The organism is Streptomyces sp. NPDC057616, from assembly GCF_042800575.1.
Classification (GTDB): Bacteria; Actinomycetota; Actinomycetes; order Streptomycetales; family Streptomycetaceae; genus Streptomyces.
The window spans coordinates 1-19680 of sequence record NZ_JBHVGU010000062.1 but is presented as its reverse complement, the minus strand read 5'-3'; the positions used below and the strand labels follow the sequence as shown (position 1 = coordinate 19680).

Genomic DNA, 19680 nt, shown 5'->3' with positions numbered 1-19680 from the left:
TACAGCACGGAGACCCCCAGCGAATCAATCAGTTACCTCGGGCAAGTCTCCTCCTGCTTCCATACGCCGCTTGAGATCGGAAAGCTGTCCGTTGATACAGCGGGCATATGTAGCCAGCAGAACTGGGACGCTGTTACCTGCCCACTCTGCGACCTGTGCGGGCGGAAGACCGTCGTTGAGCCACTTTGTGAGGCGGGTGTGTCGCAAGTCGTACACCCGCTTGCCGAGCGGAGAGGCGGACTCCTCCGGGGTGAGGACCTCCCTACGCGCACGTACCCATGCCCGGCGGATGACAGAGCCCGCGAGCATCTCTCCCATCTCGCCTTGGAAAAGCAGGTCCCCCGGCTTCAGGCTCTGGGCCTTGATGTGCTCGCGCAAAATCCTTGTCAGCGAGGGATGGCCCGGTACGACTCGGGTGTCGTCCGCAGCACGCCCCTTCAGCCCGCGCTCTTCGTGGATCTCGCCGTCGTCAGTCCAGTTCTTTCCAACTTCGGGCTGAGCTGTGTGGAACAGCAACTCACACCACTGGTCGTCGGCCCCTTCCTCGGGCAGCCGAACGTCCGCCACCCTCATCGCAACCACTTCTTCCGGACGCGATCCGGCGTAGTAGAGCGTGGCGAAGAACGCATGCAGCCTCTTGCCGCCCCGGGGACGGCGCCGCACCCAGCCAAGCAGACGGGCCGCTTGCTCCGGATTGAGCAGAGACCGCTTGTCGATGGCAGACGAAGTCTTGGGTACCGAACCCCTGCCCTTCGGCAACGGGTTGGTCCGCAGGACCCGGTGCGTCACTGCGTACTCCATCGCGACGTTCAGGATCCGCCGGTTGCGCTTGACGGAACTGGCGGCGGCACGCGTGCCGTCCAGCTTCGTTCCCAGGGCGTGCAGGACTTCGTCCACCTTGGCCGGGTCCTCCCATGCGGCCATGGACATGGCGTTGCGTTCCACCCATTTCAGGATCGTGGCCAATTCGGCAGGGGCCTCTTCCCGACGGCGGGCGTTGAACGCGAACTCGCGCAGCGCGGTACGGACGTCGACCGGCTTGAAGGCTGGCGGCGTACGCAGCAATGCGACGGTCGCTGTCATCAGGGCCTTTGCCGTGTTCTTCCGACTGTTTCCGGCCGTGCGATGCCATTGAGCGTCTGCGAACTGAACGGCGAAGTCGTACCAGCTCACCGCGCTCGTCCCAGACTGATGGGAGACCGGGCGCCCCGTGGTGAGACTGAAGGCCTCACCACGGCGCGTGGCACTGACCAGCTCGGAGCGGAACGAATCCGCGAGCGCTCGCGTGTCGAACGGTTGGCGCCACTCTCGACCGTCCAGAGACCAGCGCACGCTGTACGAGGTCTTCTGCTTTCCCCGGTAGACCCTGATGCTCCAGATCTTGACGTTGTACGTCGTGTCCATCAGGTGCAGTCCTCCCGGCCGTTCAGCCAATGCTCGTAGTCGCTGCGCCGGATTCGTAGGTCACCGTTGGGCAGCTTGATGCAGCGCGGGGCGCGCCCCTTCGCGCGCCAGTCGTAGAAGGTTGAGCGCGAGATCTTCAGGTCCTTGCAGAGCTCAGCGAGCGTGAGCTTGTCGTCTCGTGACCTGGGCAGGGCCGTCGTCACCAAGCGCTCCTTTCGCCTTTCGACTCGGACAGGTGGGACAGGGCCGATTCGGGCTGTCCCACCTGTTTGCGCAGGTCAGGTGATGGACTGGGACAGTCGGACAGCTGGGACACCTCCGGCGCGCTGTCTGTTCGGGTCTCGGTGTCCGGGTAGTACCGACCCCCGGCGTCCTTGGTCAGCTGTCCGTCCACGGCCATGCGCGAGCAGGTGCGGCGGACGTTCTCGGCATCGACCTGCGGCAGCGCGGCGACGATGTCCTTGGGCCGGGCGCCGGGGTGGGCGCGGACGTGCCGGAGGATGGCGGCGCGGGTGTCGCCGATGGTGTGGTCGGTGACGGGGCCATCGAGCATCTGCCAGGCGCCGGAGGCGGCTTGGAACTGAAGCGCGTACTCGGCTTCATCCACGTCGCGGCCAGTGACGTGGAGGATGCCGTCTGCCTGCCCGCGGGCCCGCTTGAGGACGAGGGTGGCGTCTGCGGCTCCGGCGATGCCGTTGGTGCCGGAGACCTCGGTCAGGAAGTCGTCGGAGCCGGCCTTGCGGACGTGGTGGACGAGGACGACGGCGATGCCGTAGTGGTCGGCGATCCGCTTGGCGTAGCCGACGGCGACGTAGTCCGCGTCGTAGGCGGACACGCCCTGTGGGGCGGGGCCGCGCATCTTGGCGAACACGTCGATGACGACCATGCGCGCGTCGGGGTTGCGCTCGAGCCAGTTGGCGATGGCGTCGCTGCCGCCCTGGGGGAAGGGCGGGCATTCGGTGACCAGGGTCAGCCCGGCCGGGGCAGGTTGGCCGCCCAGCATCTTGCCCATGCGTGTCTGGAGACGGCGCGGGGTGTCTTCCAAGGCGAGGTAGAGCACCGGGCCGCCATCGACGGGCATCGTGTCGAAGGCCTGTCCGCCGGCCGCGACGGCGAGGGCGAGTCCGAGGGAGAGCCAGGACTTGCCCACCTTGGGTGGTCCGGCGAGCAGGTTGACGCCCTCGGCGAGGATGCCCGGCACTGCCCATTTCGGCTCGGGGAAGTCCGCGGCCATGAGCTGGTCCGCGGTCCATGCCGTGCGGGGGCGCTCCCGCTTGGGCAGCTCGCGCGGGGCCGCCTGAGGGTCGCTGGGCACGGAGTACAGGTGCAGCGGGGGAATCGGGTTGGTGCTCATGCCGCGACCCTTCGGGGGCGGTTGGCTCCGGCCCGCAGGCCGGAAGCGATGGTGCGGCGCGCCTCGCGCTCGCCCTGGCCGACGCTGAGTCCGGCCGCAACGAGCTGCTCGGTCACGTCGTGCGCGTCCAGCTCGCCCCCGGCGACCAGTTGCCCGAGGGCGACGGACGCGATGTAGAGCGCATGGTTGTGCTCGTGCTCGCCGGAGCCGGTGACGCGGGCCAACTCGCCGTTGAGTGCGGCGTTGAGGAACTTGCCGCGGCGGTCAAGGGCGGTCAGCGGCACCGTGACCGGGCGCTGCGGGGGCAGCGGGGCCGGGCGCAGCAGATCGGCCAGCCAGTGCGGCAGCGATGCCGCCGGAGCGTCATGGGCGACCGTGTAGGGGTGTCCGGTGAAGGTGCTGCCCGCGCCGACCACGAGTCCGCCGACGGCGCGGGTGTCGACCTTCCAGCCCAGCCCCCGGGCGCTGTCCCCGGCCGTGTTGCGCAAGGGTTCGCCCTCGGGTGCGGCGAAGTACAGGTGGCGGCCGCCGCTCCACGTGCGCACCGTGTATGTGTCGGCCGGGAAGGGCTGGCCGTGGCGCTCGCAGAGCACGGCGAGCACGTCGGCGCCGTCCCTGACCCCGTGCTCCGCCCAATCGGCCGGCGGGGTGTCCCCAGGGTGCTTGGGCCGGTCAAGGTCGATGATGACCAGCCGGGAGGGACCGGCCGCAATGCCGACGTTGTACGGGGCGTGCGTCCAGCACCGGGCGATGCGCTCACGGTCGGTGGTGGCGCGGGTCTCCCATGCGCGGATGGAGGGGCGCTTGTCGCCAGGGATGAGGGGGAAGACGTGCCAGTCGCGCGACGCTGCGGCGAGCGCTGCGGCGAGCTGGGCAGAGCCGTCCAGTTCAGGCATGCTGGAGATCTCCTGTTCTGTCGAAGGGACAGGGGGAAACCGGGGCGGCCGTGGTCTTGTGGTGAGAGACGGCCGCCCCGGGCGTATCTAGAACGGGGGCTCTTCGCTGTACTTCGCGTCGACGGAAGCGGCCGGAGCAGGCGTGCCCCATCCCCCTGCGGCCGGGGCCGCGCTGGTCCACGCGTCAGCGGCCGGGCCGGACCCGTTGCCATTGCGCTGGACGCGTTCGACCTTGGCCGTGGCAAAGCGCAGCGAGGGGCCGATGTCGTCGACTTCCAGGCCGAGCATCGAGCGGTTCTCCCCCTGCTCGGTCTGCCAGTTGTGCTGACGCAGGCGACCCGTGACGACCACGCGCATGCCCTTGGTCAGACTCTCGGCGACGTGCTGCGCGAGGTCGCGCCATGCGGTGCAGCGCAGGAACATCGCGGTGCCGTCCTGCCACTGGTTGGTGCTCTTGTCGTAGCTGCGCGGGGTGGACGCGACCGAGAACTTGACCAGCGCAGCCCCGGACGGGGTGAACCTCAGGTCGGGGTCGGAGGCGAGGTTGCCGACGATGGTGATGGTGGTCTCTCCCACGGACATGTGGATCACTCGCTCTCTTCGGTGTGGATGAAGGCGGCGTACTGCTGGCGGACGTAGGCGCGAGGGTCGGCCGGGACCGTGGCGTCGTCCAATTCGATGAGGAAGTGGGCCAGTTCCAGGGCGTGTTCGTCCCTGCGGCGGTGGTCGGGAGGGAGGTGGGCGGACCGCCGGTCGACGACGGCGGCGCGGCGCAGCCACCATTCGCGGGTGCGCTTGCCGACGTGGGCCTGAGCGAGCAGCCAGTCGAACTCTGCGCGCGGGTCGGGGGCGTTGGCGTACGCCTCCTGTGCAGTGGGCCAGTGTTCGCCGAGCTCGCCGTCGGCCGGCCGGTGGTCGGCGCGGACGTAGAGGCGGTCTCGCTTGCGGTCGCGGGTGGGGTAGCAGCGGACCGGTCCGGTGTCGAACGCGGCGGCCAGCGCGGTACTGACGCGGTCGGTGTCGTGTGGCTCGCAGATGATGCGGATCTCGAACACGCTCACCGCTCCTTGCAGTTGGGGGAGCTGTGTGGGCAGTGGCGGAAGTCGCTGACGGGAACGGGGAACTCCTTTCGGTGACCGTCGGCGGTGCGCACGGTCAGCGAGTAGTGGCGGGTCTGGGTCGCGGGCGACCAGCGGTCGGCCCGGGCGACGACGACGCCGGGGGGACCGTCGGGCAGGGTGCAGGCGGTGAGCGGGGCCAGTGCCGTTGCCGCGATGGCCGTGGCGGCCGGGAGGCGGCTCACGTGGCGTCCTCCGTGGTGTGGGCGTTGAGCCGTCGGGCGGCGGCGTGCACCTTGGCGTCCAGCACGGCGGGCGGGTGGGTGGTGAAGGAGTGCAGGGCGACGGCGGCGGCGATGATGACGTCGCACAGTTCGTCGGCCACGTCCGCCAGGGTGTGGGTGATGCCCTTGCGGGGGTTTTGGCCCGTGGTGCCGATGTAGGCGGCGGAGGCCTCGCCCGCCTCTTCCACGACCTTGATCAGGCGCATCGCCGTTTCGTGCTCGCCGGTGCCGTTGGCCGTGTTCAGGGCGGCGGCGATGCGCGTGGCGATGGGCCACAGGGCGGCGCTCATGCGGACTTCCTTTCACTGCTGGGGAGTTCGGGCAGGCCCGCGGCTTCCAGCGCGGCGGGGTCGAAGCCACGCAGGCTGGCGCGGGCGGTGAGTGCCTGGGCGAGCTGTTCGGCGTAGGCGGCGCCCACGCGGGCCACCTCGATCTGTGTCGTGGCGCGCAGCGTTTCGACACGTTCGACGTGGGCGTATTCCGCGTGCCGCTCGCTCATGTGCCGCTGGTGATCGAGGGAATCCAAGCGGTCCTGACGCCAGTGGCGGGCGGCGAAGCAGTAGGCGAGCACGGTGGCCAGTGCCCACAGCAGCAGCGGCAGGGGCAGGCCGTCGGCGTATCCGGCCACGCCCGCGAGGGCGAGGCTGCCGGAGATGGCGTAGGCGGTGGCGGCGAGTTCGCCCTCTCCAGTGCGGGCCAGGGTGGCGCCGCCCGCCGCTGCCCCGGTGGCGAGGACGGTCATCAGGGCGGCGTTGCCGACGGAGTGTTCGGCGCCGTTGGCGTTCCAGATCCGGGCCAGCGCGAGCACGGTCGTGGTGGCGATGGCGGGCACGGCCTTGGGTGCGGCGGTGGCGAGCCAGTGCCGGGCGACGATGGGTTCGTTCACGGCATCCCTCGCAGGTTGGGAAGCGCGTCGACGACGGCGCGCATCAGCTGGTTGACGGTGGGGGCGGCGCCGCTCGTGGCGAGGTAGAAGCCGAACATCGCGGCCACGAACGCGGAGCCGAAACCGAGCGTTCGGGAGCGCAGCAGGATGACGAGCAGGGCGCCGAAGATGACGAGCAGGGAGATGGTCACGGCCATGCCGGCGGGTCTCCTTCCGAGGGGTCAGCGGGTGCCTTCGCGGTAGATCCGGGAGGCGCGGTTGTAGAGCCAGCGGCCGACGCGGACGCGCTTGCCGCGGCCCTTGCAGCGGCGGCACCTCTTGCCGCGCTTGGGGCGGTTCTTGCGGTCCGTGGTGGTGGCGAAGCCGAAGCCGCGGCACTTGCGGCAGGTGCCGAACGGGCTGCCCGCACACACCCCGACGTAACAGAACGTGACGAGCGTGAGGCAGGCGACAGCAAGGGCTATGGGGGTCACGAGGGGCCCTCCTGGGCAGTTTTCGGGGTTTCCGCAGGTGGGGTGCTATTCGCTAGATCGCAGATCAGATGCGAAATCGGGTGCTAGCAGGGGTGCTACCGGTAGCAGGGCAGCCTGCTACCGGTAGCAGCGAACCGGGACTAGGCCGCACCCCGATTCTCGTCACGCTCCGCAATCGCGGTGAGGAGGTCGGCGCGGGTGATGCCGCGCCGGGTGGTGCGGGTGCCGTCGTCCGTCGTCCCGGCCACGTCGCGTGTCTTGATGCCGTGCGGCTTGAGCGCGGACGTGACGTTCTCGCCCTTCCAGCCGCCGTAGACCTCCGGCCGAAGCTCTGCGAGCCGGGCGGCGATCCGCTCGTTCCACACCCGCTCCTCACTCGCGGGCACGATGGCGGCGACGTCGGCGAGCAGGTCGTACGAGGGCCCGGTCGTGCTCTCGGCTTCCTCCCCGAGGGCGTGCCCGGACAGCGTGCCCTCGGCTTTGCGCAGCGCGTGGGCGCGCTGGGCGATGGCGTGGGTGGCGTTGTCGTCCAGGTAGGCGGTGCGGACCACGACCGGGAGCGCGGTGGCCCCGGCGAGGTAGCCGTTGCCGGCGTCGATCTCCGGGCGGAACGAGGTGGCGCGCACGCCGTTCTTGTACGCGGACGTGCCCAGGATCATGTCGTTCTCGACCTGGCCCGCGACCTTGAGGGCGAAGCGGATGGACACGTTGCCGCTGATGCCGGTGGGCAGCGAGTCCTTGTCCGGGCGCTGGGTGGCCAGGACCAGGATCACGCCGAGCGCGCGGCCGAGCTTGATGATGAACTCGGCGTCCTCACCTGCCTGTTTGCCGTACTTGGGGTGGGCGAACAGGTTCTGGCACTCATCGAACACGCCGACCAGCGGCCACAGCTTCAGGGAGCGCTTGTCGGCGATCTGCCGGGTGATGCGCTTGTCCGGGCACAGGTCCCGGGGCAGCTTCTTGATGGCAGCCGCGCGGCGCATGACCTCCGCCCGCAGCAGCTTCAGCGAGTCGGCCGCGTACTTGATGGAGTCGTCGTCGATGCCGGACACGAACCGGTGGCTGACGCATTCGAGGGAGTCCAGGTCGCCGGTGCCCTTGTTCTCGTGCAGCCACAGTTCCACCGACGGGTCCAGGGCGGCGCCGCACGCGAGTACGCGTACGGAGGCGGTCTTGCCCTGGCCGGGCAGCGACCCGATGAGGATGTTGTGCTGGATCATCGGCACCGACTGAGCGCGGCCGCGCGGGTCGATGCCGAACGGGTTGCGCTTGAAGATGTCGTGCCGACGGGCGTTGGCCAACTGCCACTTGACGATGCCGGTCTTGGACAGGTCCCGGTCCCCCACCCACAGGATGAGGCGCCCCTCGTGCTCGTTGGGGTCGGCGTCGGGCCACACGCAGCCGAGCGGGCGGCGCAGGCCGGAGGCGAGTCGGGCGCGGCGGTCGGCGACGTCGGCGACCGTCACTCCGAGCGGCAGGTCGATGTCTGCGCGCCAGCCGGGGCCCTCGCGGGTGATCGGGGCGACGAAGCGGATGCCGTCCAGGCCCTTGGCGACCGCGCTGGCGATCTGGCCGATGCCGATGGAGGCCATGGCCTTGACCACGATGTCGCTGGTCAGCTTCTGCACCTCGGTCTTGATGACCGCCCGGGTGGCCAGCGGCGCATCGGCCGGCGCGCCGGCCAGACCGCAGCCCAGCACCGCCAGCATGGCGGCGAGGACCTGCGTCATCGGCTGCGCCCCGAACACCAGGAACAAGCCGATGCCCAGGGCGGCGAGGCCGCCCAGGACGGTCAGGATCGTCCGCAGCCGCACCCGGCGATCCCGCTGCCGCGAGAGCTTCAGGTACTCATCGACCTGCTCGTTCGTGGCCGTGTACTGGCGCAGGCGCTCGCCCTCGGCGTCCACGGTCCACCGGCCGACCTTGCCGAGCAGGTTGAGCGCGCCGCGCGGGGAGCGCCACACCAGCTTGGGCACATACAGGAACGGGACACGGACCGCGTGGAACGCGGCGGTGTGGCCCACATGCCCGGCCAGCCAGCCCAGCGCCTCATTGAACTCGGCACGGGACTTCACCCAGGCCGGGAAGACGTCCAGCCGCTTGGAGTTCTTGATGCGGTCGACCAGACCCGGGCCGGACACGGTCGGCACCTTCTGGTCGACCAGCGTCGGGCGACCCTCGCCCGACTCGGTCGGCTGCGAGTCGGGCGACTCAGGCGGCCGGGAGTCGGCCGACCGGTCGGCGGTCGAATCGGCCGACTCGCCCCGCGCGGTACGGGCCTTGCCGAGGTCGACCACCTCACCCCCGGACGGGGTGCCGGAGTCGGTCATTTCGGCTTCCAGCCGGTTGAAGAGTTCGTTGTCGTCGTCGGGGTGCTTCACTGAACTTCCTTCCACTTTCGGGTGTGAGGCAGAGCGGGCCCGGCCGTCGCTGTAGGAGTGGGCGGCCGGACCCGTGGTGCGATGGAAAGTGCCGTGCAGAGCGCGGCGGGGGCGCGTTCCCGCCCCCGCCGGTGCGGGTCAGCGGCCGTGCTGCTCGCGGTTCTCCGCGTGGCTGAGCTGGGACGGATCGGTACGGGGCCCGGCGACCCAGCAGAACGGGCGGATGCTGTCAGCCGCCTGGAAGACGCGGGTGGCAACGCCGGGAGGGGCATCCGGAAGGGCGAACACCCGTCCGGCTGCCAGGGAAGCCAGGATCCGGGCGCCATGGTGCTCGCACCCGTCCGCGCCGTCGTTGATCGCGTCGAGCACGGTCACCACGACCGGTCCGACACATGGCGTGGGGTCCTCCGGGTGGGCGGCGGGGCAACGGTCGTCCATGCTCACCACCAACTCGACTTCTTCTTGGGCACGAAGTACGGGCAGCCGTTGCGCATGTGGTCAAGGCACGGCTGGCAGTCCTCGCGGGGCTTGAGGCGGCGGTGAATGCGCTTGTCGTGGGCGTGCTGCCAGCACTGCGGGCACTCGCCCGGAGGCGTCTCGCGGGCGGCCATGCTCACCACCATCCCGACGACTTCTTGGCGGCCTTCGTAGCGGCGGCCTCGTTCACGATGCGCTGCCGCTCGGTCTGCAACGCGGTCAGCTCCGCCGTGAGCCGGGCCATGACCGACTGCCACAGGGTTTCCAGCTTGCGGTCCGCGCGGCCGGTGGTCTTGCCCCGCATGACCCGGTAGGAGCCTCCGGCGAGCGCCCCGAGCACGGCGCGCCGTTCGGCGCCGGTGAGCGGCCACATCTCTTCCTTGCGGACGGCTTCGAGCTTGCGGGTGGCGTGCTGGATCTCGCGGTCCAGGCGGCGGGTGTTGGGCTTGGGCATGGTCAACCCCTCCTCGGGGCGATGGGTGATCGGCGGGCGGCCCGGCCCGCCAACACAGGCGGGGGTTACAGGTCGAACAGGCAGGGCGCGTCGTCCACCGGCGCCGCGGCGCGGGCGCGGCGGGCGGCAGCCGTGTGGCAGTCGGGGCACCAGGCCCGCAGCTCGTCCGCGGCAAGCCGGGCAGCGGCCACCGCCGTGGCGAGCGGGTCGGCGGGGGCGGCCAGCAGCCGCACCCGGCGGCCGTGCTTGCTGGTGTAGTGGTCGTGTTCGTGCTGGCACCGACCATCACCCTTGCGGTGCGGCTGGCCGCACTCGCCCGAGCACTGGCAGCGATGACCGGCCGCCTCCATCACCGCGGTGAACACGGCGGCGCCGACGATGGGTTGAGACTTCAAGCCGCTACCCCCACGACCGGAGCGTCCGTGTGTGTGCCGGTCCGACCGGCCCGGCGTCCGGTGATGGTGGCGAACAGCCGTCCCAGCCCCGCGCGGCGCATGCCGGCGCGGGCCTGCTTGGCGGCGTACATCGCCTCATCCGCCCGTCGAAGCAACCCGGACAGGTCATCGGCGGGGAAGTCCGCGGCGCGCACCCAGCCCAGCGAGACCGTAGTGCGCGCGGCCGGGTCCTGGCCGTCGACCGGGCGGGCGAGCACGCCGTGCAGCACGGCGAGCATGTCGGCGGCGGTGCCGTGGTCGTCGATGAGAACGGCGGCGAACTCATCGCCCCCGAGCCTCCCCGTCACCCCGGCGCGGCCGACGTGGTGGGCGAGCCGGTCCGCGGTCGCCTTCAACAGCGCGTCCCCGGCCGCGTGCCCGTGGGTGTCGTTGATGTGCTTGAACTTGTCGACGTCGGCCAGCACCACGACGGCGCGCGGGTCCTTGAGTAAGGCCGTAGCTTGGCGGGTGAAGCCGTCGCGGGTGCGCAGGCCGGTCAGCGGGTCACGCCGGGCGGTGTTCAGGCAGCTGCGCAGCCACCACACGTGAACGGCCCACCCGGCGGCCAGCGGCAGCGCAGACAGTAAGACCGTGGCGAGGGTGCTCATGCCGCGGCCCCCTCGCTGTCGTCGCCGTCGATGGGGTGCAGGCGTCGGCCGTCGGCCCTCTCGGTCAGCAACAGGTCCCGCAGGACACGGGAGTTGGCGGCAGAGCAGTGCAGCGTGGTACGCAGCGCCTCGGCGTTGATCGCATCGTCCGCCCAGTCGGCCGTGGCCTCGCGCGCCTCGGCGAGCAGTTCCGCCGGAGTCCGCGGCGCCTTGGACGCCTTGCCCTTGGCCCTCTTGCTAGGTCGCTTGCGGGGCGTCTTGGGCGTCTCCTGCTTCAGCGTCTCCGCATCCTGCGGCGGTACGGGCGAGACGTCGTCACCGGCCGGGGCCAGCTCCCCCAGCTTCAACAGCACCCGCTCCGGGCGGGGTGTCTTGGAGCGCCACCGGCGGCCGAACCGCTGCCGCAGCTGCGCGCGGGCCAGCTGCCGTTCCCGCTCGCGGGCGAGCGCATCCCCGTACGACGTGATCTCCCACAAGGTCATGCGGCGCCACAGGGCGAACGTGGACAGCGGGGCGAGCAGCCAGCGCGAACGGCGAATCTTCTCCATCCGCCGGCCGGTCACCGCGCCGATGCGGGAGGCGTAGACGTGGGCGGCGACCTCGGACAGGACCACCCACAGCAGCGGCATCGTGCCGTGCGCCACCTTCGCCGACAGCGACCGTCCGGCCGCAATGTTCAGCCAGCACGTCACCCCGGTCAGCGCCCACGGCACGAACCGAACCCAGCCCAACGGCATGTCCGTTCGGATCAGCAGCAGGAACGCCGCGGTGAACACCGGAATGGCCACGTCGATGCCGACCGGCAGCATCCACGGGGAGGCGAACCCCCACCGGGCGCCCGCAGCCGATACCGCCTCAAACGAGGACGCCAGACCCAACCCGCCGACCCCGGCCGCGAGCACGCCGACCGCACCCAACAGCCAGAGTTCCGGCTTGGACAGCGGCGGCACCTGCGGCCGGACCGTCAACTCCGTCTCGGTCATGGTGGTCATGCCGCTGCCCCCTTCCGGGAGCTCCGGCGGCGCGTGGGGCGCGGCAGCGGCACGACGTTGAACAGCTCCGGCGCGTACGCCTCAATCGCCTCGGCGGCGATGCGGCTGACGTCGTCGGGCAGGGAGGGGTTGTCGGCGAGGATGTCCCGCGCGGCGTCCAGCCGGGCCGCGCGCTCCATCTCGGTCTCGCCGTCCACCCCGAGCCACAGTTCGAGCGGCGTGCCCAGGGCGAGTTCGACGAAATCGAGGTCGTTCACGGCCAGATGGCCGCCGATGTAGGCACGCATACAGCGCTCCTGGTGTCGAAGGGATGGGGAAGTGCCGAGCAGTCGTGGCCTGGTGGTGAGAGGCGACTGCTCGGGGACCTGCAACCCCCAACCGCAGACGCGGCGAGGGTGGCGCCCCGGCCAGGAGTCGAACCTGGCCTACGACCTTCAGGGCGATTTGCGCTGTTCAGCACACGGACCGGAGCCCGCGCGCGCCGCCTACTTGGCCGAGGAGAGGCGGCATGATCCCCATTCAGTTGTCAAAGGTCAGACGCTCCCGACGGGTGCGGTAACCCCTGGAAGGGGCTCCCGTTTTCACGGGACCCGGCGACGCATCCTCAGATTGACCCATGTCAATCTGAGTGTCAAGCAGGTTCAACCAAAGAGCAGAGATTGACCTAGGTCCGGTTACTCTCGAACCCATGAAGCAGAGCCCAGAAGCGCCCAAGCAGACGCCCACGGCCAAGGAGATTGCTGCGGAGTTCCGCGAGAAGATCACGGGCCCGAACCGCGAGTACGACCCAGGAGATCAGCTCCCCGCAGCCCGCAAGCTCGCCAAAGACCTTGGCGTGCAGCTCATGACCGTGCAAAGCGCGTTCGGCCAGCTCCGCGACGAGGGGTTGGTCCTCACCCAGCAAGGCCGCGGGACGTTCGTCCGTGACCCTTCGGTGCCGCTGGGCACCCAGCCGGGCAGTAGCCCCGCGTTCACCGCATTGGCGGCGGAACTCAGCACGATTCATGACGCTCTTCGTCTGCTCGGCGAGCGACTCGACCGCCTTGAACAGGTCGTCGGTGACGGGACTCCACCCGCACCGTGAGTTCATCCGCACGCCGCAGCAGTCGTTCAACCGTGGCGCGCGCCTCGCTCAAACTCGCTTCGATCAAGGCAAGTTCAGTGAGAGTCAGACCTCCCACCTCGCCGCTTCGCTCATTGATCCTTGGCATGGCAATGAGCATGCGACCGGAAACAGAAGAGGACCCGGACAGACTGTCCGGGTCCTCTTCCCATGCAGGTCAGGCGTGTTGACGACTCGTCATCGAGTGGCTTCCTCCACCGCGTCTAGCACTGCCGCCCACGGGAGTTCGCGCCCCGCCGGCGCTTCCCTCGGCTCGTACAGCGGCCAGACTTCCGGGCCGTAGACGACGTGCACTCCCCCGGCCCGAAGGGCGTCGATGTGGCCTTGCCACGCAGGGTGGCGAGCGTGCGCCGCGTTCACCCGCGGGAAGACGACAACCGGCAAGCGGAGCGTGCCGATAGCCTCGCCAACCTGCGTCAGCGCCTGATTGTCCATCAGGCCAGTGGCGAGCTTGGCGACCATGTTGGCCGACGCGGGAGCGACCACGTAGCAATCAACCGGTGGATGCGGCCGGGCCTCCCCAGGCAGGCGCGGTTCGTCGCGTACGGGTAGGCCGGTGAGCTTCTCCAGCCGCTCAACCTCCCCGCTCATCCGCAGCCACTGACCTGCGGTCGGCGTCAGCGTCACGGCCACCTGCCATCCGCGGTCCATCGCAGGTTCGACAAGACCGGTACGCAGAACCTCTACGCCTCCGGCCGCCGATCCGACGACCCCGAGCACCCCGCGCTTGCCTGAACTCACTGCACCGCCCTGCACCGTTGCGCCATCACGAATACCTCGGACGAACGCGAACCGCCGGCCACGGGGGACTGCTTGATCAAGTCCCGCAGCGTCTCACGCACCCTCGGATTGTTACGCACGAGCTGTGGCGACGTGCGCTCAGCCGTACGCAGCTCCGCAAACGCCTCGTCCCCCTGGCCCGCGAGCGACAGAGCGCGCGCGTAGTCGATGCGGTGCGAGACGCTGCGCTCCTGCGGCATGTGATCGACGTTGATCCGGCCGTTTTCCACCACGTACGAGACGTTGTCGAGGTCCAGCTCAATAGACAGGCGATGGAGCAGCACGTTCGTCGGCCCGAACCCGGTCTGCCAGTAGTTCTCATCCGACCCGAGGTCGTCCGCGAGTTCTTCGGCTCGGTCCAACAGGCTCGTGGCGGTGGGTCGGTCTTGATGTCGCGCCGCCGCAACTGCGGCACGCAGGTGGATCATCCCCAACAGGCTGAGCGCCGCGGGATCGTGCTCGGTCACCTGCGACGACAGCCACGCGGCGGCTGTGTTGCCCAGTTCGAGGGCATCGTCATATCGCCCGTTAGCGAGCAGGGCGTGTGTGCCGGACCGTGCCGCGGATGCAAGCACGAGCGGGTTGTCCGACTCGTCAGCAGCTCGCATCGCGCGCTCAGCAGCAAGCCATGAGATGTCCGATTCACCGATCTTCGCGAGCGTGGTTGCCGCGAGGTGGTGCGTCCGGGCAGATACTGCCCAGCAATCGCCCCGGTCCTCGCCACGGCGCCCTGCTCGCTCCTCCAACTCCTGCGCCGTTTGAAGCAGGGCGGGGAGTGCGGCGATGACGCTACCGAGCCGTCCGCCCTGGTAGTCGTTCCAGGTCTGCTCCACACGCGCGGCCGCAGGGGCAGGCGTCGGAAGCTGGGTCTCAGCGTCGGGACCGAAGAGCAGGCGCGAGAGGCGACGCGGGCTCATGAGGGCGTCGCGCACGGCGGGGACGTCGTCCTGTTGCCGGTCCTCGTCCACGAGCACGGTCTGTCCGAGCAGGTCCCCGAGGGGCACGCGCAGGATGCGCGACAGCTCCGTGAGCATGTCGATACGGGGCGGCTTCCGGCGCCCGGTCTCGATCTTCGCGAGCCAGTCAGTGCTACGACCGACCAGGCCGGCCAGCACCTCTTGCGTGTAGCCGCGGCGCTTCCGGTAGAACGCAATGCGTTCGCCGATGCTGAGGTGATCTCCAAGACCACGCATGGGGTGCTGCCTCCTGTGCCTGGTAGGGGCGAACTTCACGGTACCGAGTTGCGAGGTTTCGGTACATGTGGTCCTACGGCAGACCACCACGAGCAACGATGAGACAGGGTCAGTGGGTTGTGCCGGACAAACTGTCCGGGTCGCGCTCTTTCCTCGGCGGCCGACCACTGAATCCCTCCGGCGATCCGCCCTGCTGACCTGCGTGGATTCGGCCACAGTTTGGGAGACCTTGTCCAAGCCCTGGGTCGCGGCAAGCACCACATCAGCGATGGCCATGCCACCCCCGCAGCATTACCCACCGTTCACCTTGCCGATGATCCGTGTGGCCGATTTCGCCACTTTCTGCATCCAAACCGGCCAGTCCTGCACTGAACAGGCTGAACGTCAATAGGGCGTACATTCAGTCAAATTCACTGGAAGCATGCCAATCAGTTTATTAATGCATCCAAGCCGCGCATATGACTTGTATGCTTCAACCGGCTACAACATGACCACCCGGGGGAGTGGGGTATGGCGCATCCTGTTCAGTCCACGAGCGGCCCCACCGAACAGCTCCTAGAACACAAAACGGCAATCCTAGAACTGCAGGCGCAGATTCGAACTAGAAAACGTCAGCTGCGCAGCTTGTGGGGCAGTGGGCTGACTACCGCATTTGGGATTGTCGCAATCTACATTGCAACCGTGGCCACTTGGCGAACCGTGGACATCGGCAAGGTCAACAGGATTGCCATCCCATTGACCATCGCGTGTGGAATTGTCTTTTGGATCCTTTCCCTCATGGAAGAAAACCGCGACGAAAGCAGGTCCGTCCGTAGGCTGGAACTCGAACTAGAGATAGCCGAAGAGCGGAGAATCCTTCAAGCCAAGCAGCTTGATTTCCCTGTTGACCATCGCCAGTTCTCCTATAAGGACTCACTCCCTCGGGAGCTCGATCAGCTTCGCACCGAAGCCCAGCACTACAGGCGCATTCACAACGCGTTCCAATCCATCATCATCATCGGCTCACTGGGGACAACTACGGCAGCCAGTTTGGCCGATACACCCTCCTACCTGAAGTGGGTAACCGTCGGACTCAGTTTCGCGGTTGGAGTGTCCGCAGGATTCACCGGCTACTTCAAATACCGCGAGCGAAGTTTCTATCTCCAGCAGACCGCAGATGCCATTGAACAACACGCAACTGCCTTTGAACTTGGCATTCCGCCTTACGTTGGCGCAGAAGAAGAAAATTTGGCGAAGTTGACCAAGGAAGTCGAGAACCTTCGCGTCGAACAGCGAAAGAGGCAACAGCAACTCGACCAACCTCACGAGGGACGAGACGGCACGGTCTAGTTTGGCAGGCTGCTACGAATCAGGGGTTCGACCTGATGCAACTCGCTACTAAGCGCTGGCTCTTGTCCCCAATCACACAATGGTGGGCTTACAGGTTCACACATCAGCAAAGGGCAGGAATGACTGTCGAGACAGCTTGGATTCTGGTTCGACTGCGACGAAATCCGGCAGAGGCAGAATATGCCCTTGCGGAAAGTGGCCTGCCCATCAGCAACGATCCAGGCCTTCACTTCGACGACTGGTCATCACTTCCGATGGAAGAAAGGAAGCGGCGGCTTACCTGGATCGGGAAGCATGGGAAGTCGCCCTTCCAACAGCTCGGGATCGGCGAGCGCTTCCTCTTGCAGGCAGGCATCGAGGTGACGGATTGGGGCTCACCACCCGATGGTGCCGGCGGGGGCAAGTGATCGGTTAGCCTTGCTAGTTGTGTCCCAGGTGTCCGACTGTCCGCTTAGAGCCCTGACCTGCATAAATAGGTGGGACAGCAAGAAACCGGACTGTCCCACCTGTCCCACTTGCTGATGGCTGCCCCGCCAGTGTTTCAGCACTCTCAACGACGGTGGCGCTTACGACGCGCTCAGCGCTCCGCACTTCCAGCCGGCCACACCGCCGCTCGATCAAGTTTGGGGGTGGCCACATTCAGGTGCTCCCAGCCCTTCAGGCCAACACATTTCACAAGTCAAGACCGAACTTAGTTGTCGTTAACAGCGCTGCACTTGTACCCGGATACACACAGAGACCAGGCGGCCACACTGAAGTTCTGGTACGAATCAGACCAAGAAAACGTTGGCCCCGTCAGCAGAATTGTGTAGATCTTTCCATCCGGACCTTTGGTCGCGCGCATAATTGCGCGCCGAACACCATCGGATACATCATCGAAGTAGTATTCAAGCTCAGCCGCATCATTTGCGTGCCCGCCAATTCTTTCGAGTCGGATCATCCGATAGCCCGGCTCTCTAGAAGCAACCTTCTCAGCTGACTTGATTACCCTCAATGGATTTCCCTCCCCCCCAGCTACCGCCCGTATCTCAAGTTCCCGCCCAGAGGACTTTCCGACATAGGTGGGATGCGTGGCCTCTGTGTCTCGCTCAAATGCGCGGGGCACATAGAGTGAAAATCGGCCGGCCTCAGTCACCCACTTGTAATCTGACTTGCTCGCACCAGTCTCGCCGAGCGCTTCGTCCGACGGACGATATGGGCTCGGCGTGGACGAAGATGTCGCCCCAAGAGTGACAACTGTTCCGAGAACCGCAGCCAGGAGAGCACCGGCACCAGCCGCAATCAAATTTCGACGAGCTAGGCCCTTAATGGCATGACGCCTTGCGTCTATCACAGCGGATTTCGGCTCTTTGAGCGACGAGCGTCTTTCGTGCTCTAACTGTGCACCACTCAGAGGCGACCCAGGAAGATTGATACCCAGAATTGCGGCCACGCATCGGCGCACAACACCGTATCCAGTTCGTGCTTTGCGACGTCCAGCAGAGACAGATACACTTTGGCGGTTTAGTCCGAGCGTCGCGGCAAATACACGTCGTGACACATTCACACGAGCCATCACGCAGCCCCCTCCTGTCCCACACTAGATGGAGCAGGTGACTGGGTCGATGCACTCGCAGTCTGCGATTGAGCGGTAGCGGAGTCGAGGGATGTCGAGCCCAATCCTTGCCGCACGCCCGTAACTGCATCATTAATCGATTGCACTCGTCCAAGCTGAGTCAACAAGGCGGGAGCCGAGAAGCCTACAGCGATTGCGGCATAAGCTCCTGAAATTTGCCCAGACATCCCGAACAGAGCTGCTCCCGCCGCCCCTAGGATCATATGAAATACGGCCGCCGTGATATCTGGCACCGGATCGAGGAACTCTCGCAGGCCTGGCGGCCCCTGCGCGTCTCCTACGGTTTGTGCTCTCTGGTACTCGCGCCGCGCCGCTTGCCACGCCATGGTCTGGTTGTAGGTATCGAACAACCCGCGTAACGACCCGCCTGCGGCTCCGAGAGCGAACAGCATTGCCGTGCCCACTGGCCCCTCCTACGCCCCACGGACCCCCTCCCCGAGGTCCACACGAGAACTCTGCACGAATCCGTGGCGAACGGCACCCCGCTTGGCGCAGAGACCTTCAAACGTCACCCGCCGGTCCGGGCGGGCCGCTGCAACACCCGGGGGCGCGTCAACGAGGCAGGCTCCGTAAGCCTGACAAGGTGACATGTGGTACTCGACGCCCCTTGCCTGTGAGGGGCGTGTGGATCGCGGAAGGACAGGGGCACGGACGTAGGTCCCCGACCGTTCGCCTAGAACAGCGGCAGTACCCGTCCCAGGTGTCCAACTATCCGATGCGTCCTTGCCTGTGGGGACAGCCCAGGCATCCGGCATTCGTGCCCGGTCCGAAAGGGCTGCACCACTCTGGGGGGCAGGGCAGGCACGCCGAGGCTAGCGTTGAATCACGGCTTCAAAACCTTCAGGAGGTAACCCTCGATGGTCAAATTTCAGGTTGGCCGATGGGCTCCAAGCGAGAAGGGCTCTGAACGGGTACACGCCGGCGCACAGCGATCGGACGCCGTCATCAAAGTTGGCATCACCGGCAACGCCGATCAGCGCGTGACGACGGTATTTGCCCAGGAGTGCGCCCAGCAGGTACAGGGCCTCCTCCAGTCGACAGGCCAAATGTCTGACAGTGGCACGCCTGTGCTGAGCTTCGCCCACGCCCTAGTTGACGAGGCGCGTGGTCCGGACACGTTGCTCATCGCAGCCGAAGAGGGCGGTTCGGGCCTTGTGATCGAGATAGGTCGCCGCGTGGACGAACGTCTACTTGAGATCCTCTCTACTGGCGCTGCTGAGAGCGTCAGGAGCGCGCTTCGGCAGGCGCAGGACGGATAAGGCGTCCTGCACGCGGCCGGAATGCTCGCCTCAGGCAAATGCATGGCAAAGTTCGGTGTCCGGACTGCACTGCGTTCGACTAACGAGCAGGTCAGAGGCTTGCTTGACGGCAAGCGCGCGCCTCTCTTCTAAGCGCTTGGCCGCAGGTTCGAGTCCTGCCGGGGGCGCCCCGTTTCCGCCCTCCCCTTCGGGAGGGCTTTTCCGTGGGTCCGTACGGCCGGGACGAACCGTGCCCGTTCAGCCACGCCCGCCACGGCCGCTCCGCCCGCGCCGCCCGCTACGGCGCCGAGTCCTTCTTCGTGGACGCCGCCGCGTACGCCTGTGCCGGTGTCATCGGGACGCCGTTGATCTGCACTGTCTTGTAAGGGCTCACCTTGGCGCAGCTCTTGGCCTTGTCGGCGGTCTGGGCGTGGGCGTCGGCGACCGCCGCGTGGGTGTCCGCGGGGGCGGAGGAGCCCGAGGAGCTGTACGCCGTGCCCGTCGGCCAGTCGCTGCCGATGACGAGGACCACGCCCGCCGCGCTGCCCTGCGTGAGATGCGAGGAGGGCAGACCGAGCGCCTGGGCCGCCGTCTGGGCCTGGGCCTTCTGGCCAGGCCCGTAGGTGAGCGTCGTCCTGGCGGACTGCTCGGGGGCGTTGCCCGTGGTCGTGTTCCGGCTGAAGCCCTTCGCCGTCAGGGCC

Annotated in this window: 26 protein-coding genes; 4 read left to right on the top strand and 22 right to left on the bottom strand. The window is 67.6% G+C overall.

Features of this window, described 5'->3' with window-relative positions:
* Positions 1–24: 24 nt before the first annotated feature.
* From ACFU97_RS43435 to ACFU97_RS43345, 19 genes are all read right to left on the bottom strand, one after another.
* Entirely contained in the window at positions 25–1404 is a 1380-nt protein-coding gene (locus ACFU97_RS43435; RefSeq protein ID WP_384268137.1) for a tyrosine-type recombinase/integrase, read from the bottom strand.
* A complete protein-coding gene (locus ACFU97_RS43430; RefSeq protein WP_384268135.1) occupies positions 1404–1607 on the bottom strand; it encodes a helix-turn-helix transcriptional regulator in 204 nt (67 codons plus the stop codon). The genes ACFU97_RS43435 and ACFU97_RS43430 overlap by 1 nt, the downstream gene beginning before the upstream one ends.
* A complete protein-coding gene (locus tag ACFU97_RS43425) occupies positions 1604–2758 on the bottom strand; it encodes an AAA family ATPase (RefSeq protein ID WP_384268132.1) in 1155 nt (384 codons plus the stop codon). The genes ACFU97_RS43430 and ACFU97_RS43425 overlap by 4 nt, the downstream gene beginning before the upstream one ends.
* Positions 2755–3654: a bifunctional DNA primase/polymerase gene (locus ACFU97_RS43420; RefSeq protein ID WP_384268130.1), complete on the bottom strand. Its 900-nt coding sequence runs from the start codon at positions 3652–3654 to the stop codon at positions 2755–2757. Before ACFU97_RS43420 ends, ACFU97_RS43425 begins: the two co-directional genes overlap by 4 nt.
* A gap of 87 nt (positions 3655–3741) precedes the next feature.
* Complete coding sequence (locus ACFU97_RS43415) at positions 3742–4236, bottom strand: single-stranded DNA-binding protein (RefSeq protein WP_384268128.1); 495 nt, start codon at positions 4234–4236, stop codon at positions 3742–3744.
* A 5-nt stretch (positions 4237–4241) separates the two neighbouring features.
* Positions 4242–4715, bottom strand: coding sequence for a hypothetical protein (locus tag ACFU97_RS43410; RefSeq protein ID WP_384268126.1), 474 nt, complete (start codon positions 4713–4715; stop codon positions 4242–4244).
* Positions 4712–4957: a hypothetical protein gene (locus ACFU97_RS43405; RefSeq protein WP_384268123.1), complete on the bottom strand. Its 246-nt coding sequence runs from the start codon at positions 4955–4957 to the stop codon at positions 4712–4714. The genes ACFU97_RS43410 and ACFU97_RS43405 overlap by 4 nt, the downstream gene beginning before the upstream one ends.
* A complete protein-coding gene (locus tag ACFU97_RS43400) occupies positions 4954–5286 on the bottom strand; it encodes a MazG-like family protein (protein WP_384268120.1) in 333 nt (110 codons plus the stop codon). The genes ACFU97_RS43405 and ACFU97_RS43400 overlap by 4 nt, the downstream gene beginning before the upstream one ends.
* Entirely contained in the window at positions 5283–5882 is a 600-nt protein-coding gene (locus ACFU97_RS43395) for a hypothetical protein (RefSeq protein WP_384268118.1), read from the bottom strand. Before ACFU97_RS43395 ends, ACFU97_RS43400 begins: the two co-directional genes overlap by 4 nt.
* Positions 5879–6079: a hypothetical protein gene (locus tag ACFU97_RS43390; protein WP_384268116.1), complete on the bottom strand. Its 201-nt coding sequence runs from the start codon at positions 6077–6079 to the stop codon at positions 5879–5881. The genes ACFU97_RS43395 and ACFU97_RS43390 overlap by 4 nt, the downstream gene beginning before the upstream one ends.
* Positions 6080–6103: 24 nt before the next feature.
* Positions 6104–6355: a hypothetical protein gene (locus ACFU97_RS43385; RefSeq protein WP_384268114.1), complete on the bottom strand. Its 252-nt coding sequence runs from the start codon at positions 6353–6355 to the stop codon at positions 6104–6106.
* A 140-nt stretch (positions 6356–6495) separates the two neighbouring features.
* Entirely contained in the window at positions 6496–8736 is a 2241-nt protein-coding gene (locus ACFU97_RS43380; RefSeq protein WP_384268112.1) for an FtsK/SpoIIIE domain-containing protein, read from the bottom strand.
* Positions 8737–8874: 138 nt separating this feature from the next.
* Positions 8875–9174 (bottom strand): hypothetical protein, encoded by a 300-nt coding sequence (locus tag ACFU97_RS43375; RefSeq protein ID WP_384268110.1) that lies wholly within the window; start codon positions 9172–9174, stop codon positions 8875–8877.
* Positions 9175–9176: 2 nt separating this feature from the next.
* The gene (locus tag ACFU97_RS43370; RefSeq protein WP_384268108.1) at positions 9177–9359 is read right to left on the bottom strand and encodes a pRL2-8; all 183 of its coding nucleotides are present in this window, start codon (positions 9357–9359) and stop codon (positions 9177–9179) included.
* Entirely contained in the window at positions 9350–9667 is a 318-nt protein-coding gene (locus ACFU97_RS43365; protein WP_384268106.1) for a hypothetical protein, read from the bottom strand. Before ACFU97_RS43365 ends, ACFU97_RS43370 begins: the two co-directional genes overlap by 10 nt.
* Before the next feature lie 65 nt (positions 9668–9732).
* The gene (locus ACFU97_RS43360) at positions 9733–10062 is read right to left on the bottom strand and encodes a hypothetical protein (RefSeq protein WP_384268104.1); all 330 of its coding nucleotides are present in this window, start codon (positions 10060–10062) and stop codon (positions 9733–9735) included.
* Positions 10059–10709 (bottom strand): GGDEF domain-containing protein, encoded by a 651-nt coding sequence (locus ACFU97_RS43355; protein ID WP_384268102.1) that lies wholly within the window; start codon positions 10707–10709, stop codon positions 10059–10061. The genes ACFU97_RS43360 and ACFU97_RS43355 overlap by 4 nt, the downstream gene beginning before the upstream one ends.
* Entirely contained in the window at positions 10706–11701 is a 996-nt protein-coding gene (locus ACFU97_RS43350; RefSeq protein WP_384268099.1) for a DUF2637 domain-containing protein, read from the bottom strand. The genes ACFU97_RS43355 and ACFU97_RS43350 overlap by 4 nt, the downstream gene beginning before the upstream one ends.
* The gene (locus ACFU97_RS43345) at positions 11698–11988 is read right to left on the bottom strand and encodes a hypothetical protein (RefSeq protein WP_384268097.1); all 291 of its coding nucleotides are present in this window, start codon (positions 11986–11988) and stop codon (positions 11698–11700) included. The genes ACFU97_RS43350 and ACFU97_RS43345 overlap by 4 nt, the downstream gene beginning before the upstream one ends.
* Before the next feature lie 401 nt (positions 11989–12389).
* Between ACFU97_RS43345 and ACFU97_RS43340 the strand changes: the two genes are divergently transcribed.
* Positions 12390–12785, top strand: coding sequence for a winged helix-turn-helix domain-containing protein (locus tag ACFU97_RS43340; RefSeq protein WP_384268095.1), 396 nt, complete (start codon positions 12390–12392; stop codon positions 12783–12785).
* 216 nt (positions 12786–13001) lie between these two features.
* Here the strand turns inward: ACFU97_RS43340 and ACFU97_RS43335 are convergent, their stop codons facing one another.
* Complete coding sequence (locus ACFU97_RS43335; RefSeq protein WP_384268093.1) at positions 13002–13565, bottom strand: flavoprotein; 564 nt, start codon at positions 13563–13565, stop codon at positions 13002–13004.
* Positions 13562–14797, bottom strand: coding sequence for a helix-turn-helix domain-containing protein (locus tag ACFU97_RS43330; protein WP_384268090.1), 1236 nt, complete (start codon positions 14795–14797; stop codon positions 13562–13564). Before ACFU97_RS43330 ends, ACFU97_RS43335 begins: the two co-directional genes overlap by 4 nt.
* A gap of 510 nt (positions 14798–15307) precedes the next feature.
* On the opposite strand from ACFU97_RS43330, the gene ACFU97_RS43325 reads away from it, so the two are divergent.
* The 3 genes from ACFU97_RS43325 (at position 15308) to ACFU97_RS43315 (ending at position 19000) form a co-directional block, all read left to right on the top strand.
* Positions 15308–16126, top strand: coding sequence for a DUF4231 domain-containing protein (locus tag ACFU97_RS43325; RefSeq protein WP_384268087.1), 819 nt, complete (start codon positions 15308–15310; stop codon positions 16124–16126).
* Between the two features lie 119 nt (positions 16127–16245).
* Entirely contained in the window at positions 16246–16533 is a 288-nt protein-coding gene (locus tag ACFU97_RS43320) for a hypothetical protein (RefSeq protein WP_384268084.1), read from the top strand.
* Between the two features lie 2065 nt (positions 16534–18598).
* Positions 18599–19000: a hypothetical protein gene (locus ACFU97_RS43315; protein WP_384268081.1), complete on the top strand. Its 402-nt coding sequence runs from the start codon at positions 18599–18601 to the stop codon at positions 18998–19000.
* A gap of 277 nt (positions 19001–19277) precedes the next feature.
* Here the strand turns inward: ACFU97_RS43315 and ACFU97_RS43310 are convergent.
* On the bottom strand, positions 19278–19680 hold a 403-nt coding region (locus tag ACFU97_RS43310; RefSeq protein WP_384268079.1), incomplete at its 5' end, for a LytR C-terminal domain-containing protein.

Excerpts from the sequence above, each read along its gene's own strand:
- ACFU97_RS43350 (WP_384268099.1), bottom strand. The coding sequence starts at position 11,701 with ATGACCACCATGACCGAGACGGAGTTGACGGTCCGGCCGCAGGTGCCG.
- ACFU97_RS43400 (WP_384268120.1), bottom strand. The coding sequence starts at position 5,286 with ATGAGCGCCGCCCTGTGGCCCATCGCCACGCGCATCGCCGCCGCCCTG.
- ACFU97_RS43425 (WP_384268132.1), bottom strand. The coding sequence starts at position 2,758 with ATGAGCACCAACCCGATTCCCCCGCTGCACCTGTACTCCGTGCCCAGC.
- ACFU97_RS43390 (WP_384268116.1), bottom strand. The coding sequence starts at position 6,079 with ATGGCCGTGACCATCTCCCTGCTCGTCATCTTCGGCGCCCTGCTCGTC.
- ACFU97_RS43415 (WP_384268128.1), bottom strand. The coding sequence starts at position 4,236 with ATGTCCGTGGGAGAGACCACCATCACCATCGTCGGCAACCTCGCCTCC.
- ACFU97_RS43370 (WP_384268108.1), bottom strand. The coding sequence starts at position 9,359 with ATGGTGGTGAGCATGGCCGCCCGCGAGACGCCTCCGGGCGAGTGCCCG.
- ACFU97_RS43320 (WP_384268084.1), top strand. The coding sequence starts at position 16,246 with ATGACTGTCGAGACAGCTTGGATTCTGGTTCGACTGCGACGAAATCCG.
- ACFU97_RS43345 (WP_384268097.1), bottom strand. The coding sequence starts at position 11,988 with ATGCGTGCCTACATCGGCGGCCATCTGGCCGTGAACGACCTCGATTTC.
- ACFU97_RS43325 (WP_384268087.1), top strand. The coding sequence starts at position 15,308 with ATGGCGCATCCTGTTCAGTCCACGAGCGGCCCCACCGAACAGCTCCTA.
- ACFU97_RS43435 (WP_384268137.1), bottom strand. The coding sequence starts at position 1,404 with ATGGACACGACGTACAACGTCAAGATCTGGAGCATCAGGGTCTACCGG.
- ACFU97_RS43330 (WP_384268090.1), bottom strand. The coding sequence starts at position 14,797 with ATGCGTGGTCTTGGAGATCACCTCAGCATCGGCGAACGCATTGCGTTC.
- ACFU97_RS43375 (WP_384268110.1), bottom strand. The coding sequence starts at position 9,174 with ATGGACGACCGTTGCCCCGCCGCCCACCCGGAGGACCCCACGCCATGT.
- ACFU97_RS43420 (WP_384268130.1), bottom strand. The coding sequence starts at position 3,654 with ATGCCTGAACTGGACGGCTCTGCCCAGCTCGCCGCAGCGCTCGCCGCA.
- ACFU97_RS43315 (WP_384268081.1), top strand. The coding sequence starts at position 18,599 with ATGGTCAAATTTCAGGTTGGCCGATGGGCTCCAAGCGAGAAGGGCTCT.
- ACFU97_RS43365 (WP_384268106.1), bottom strand. The coding sequence starts at position 9,667 with ATGCCCAAGCCCAACACCCGCCGCCTGGACCGCGAGATCCAGCACGCC.
- ACFU97_RS43340 (WP_384268095.1), top strand. The coding sequence starts at position 12,390 with ATGAAGCAGAGCCCAGAAGCGCCCAAGCAGACGCCCACGGCCAAGGAG.
- ACFU97_RS43355 (WP_384268102.1), bottom strand. The coding sequence starts at position 10,709 with ATGAGCACCCTCGCCACGGTCTTACTGTCTGCGCTGCCGCTGGCCGCC.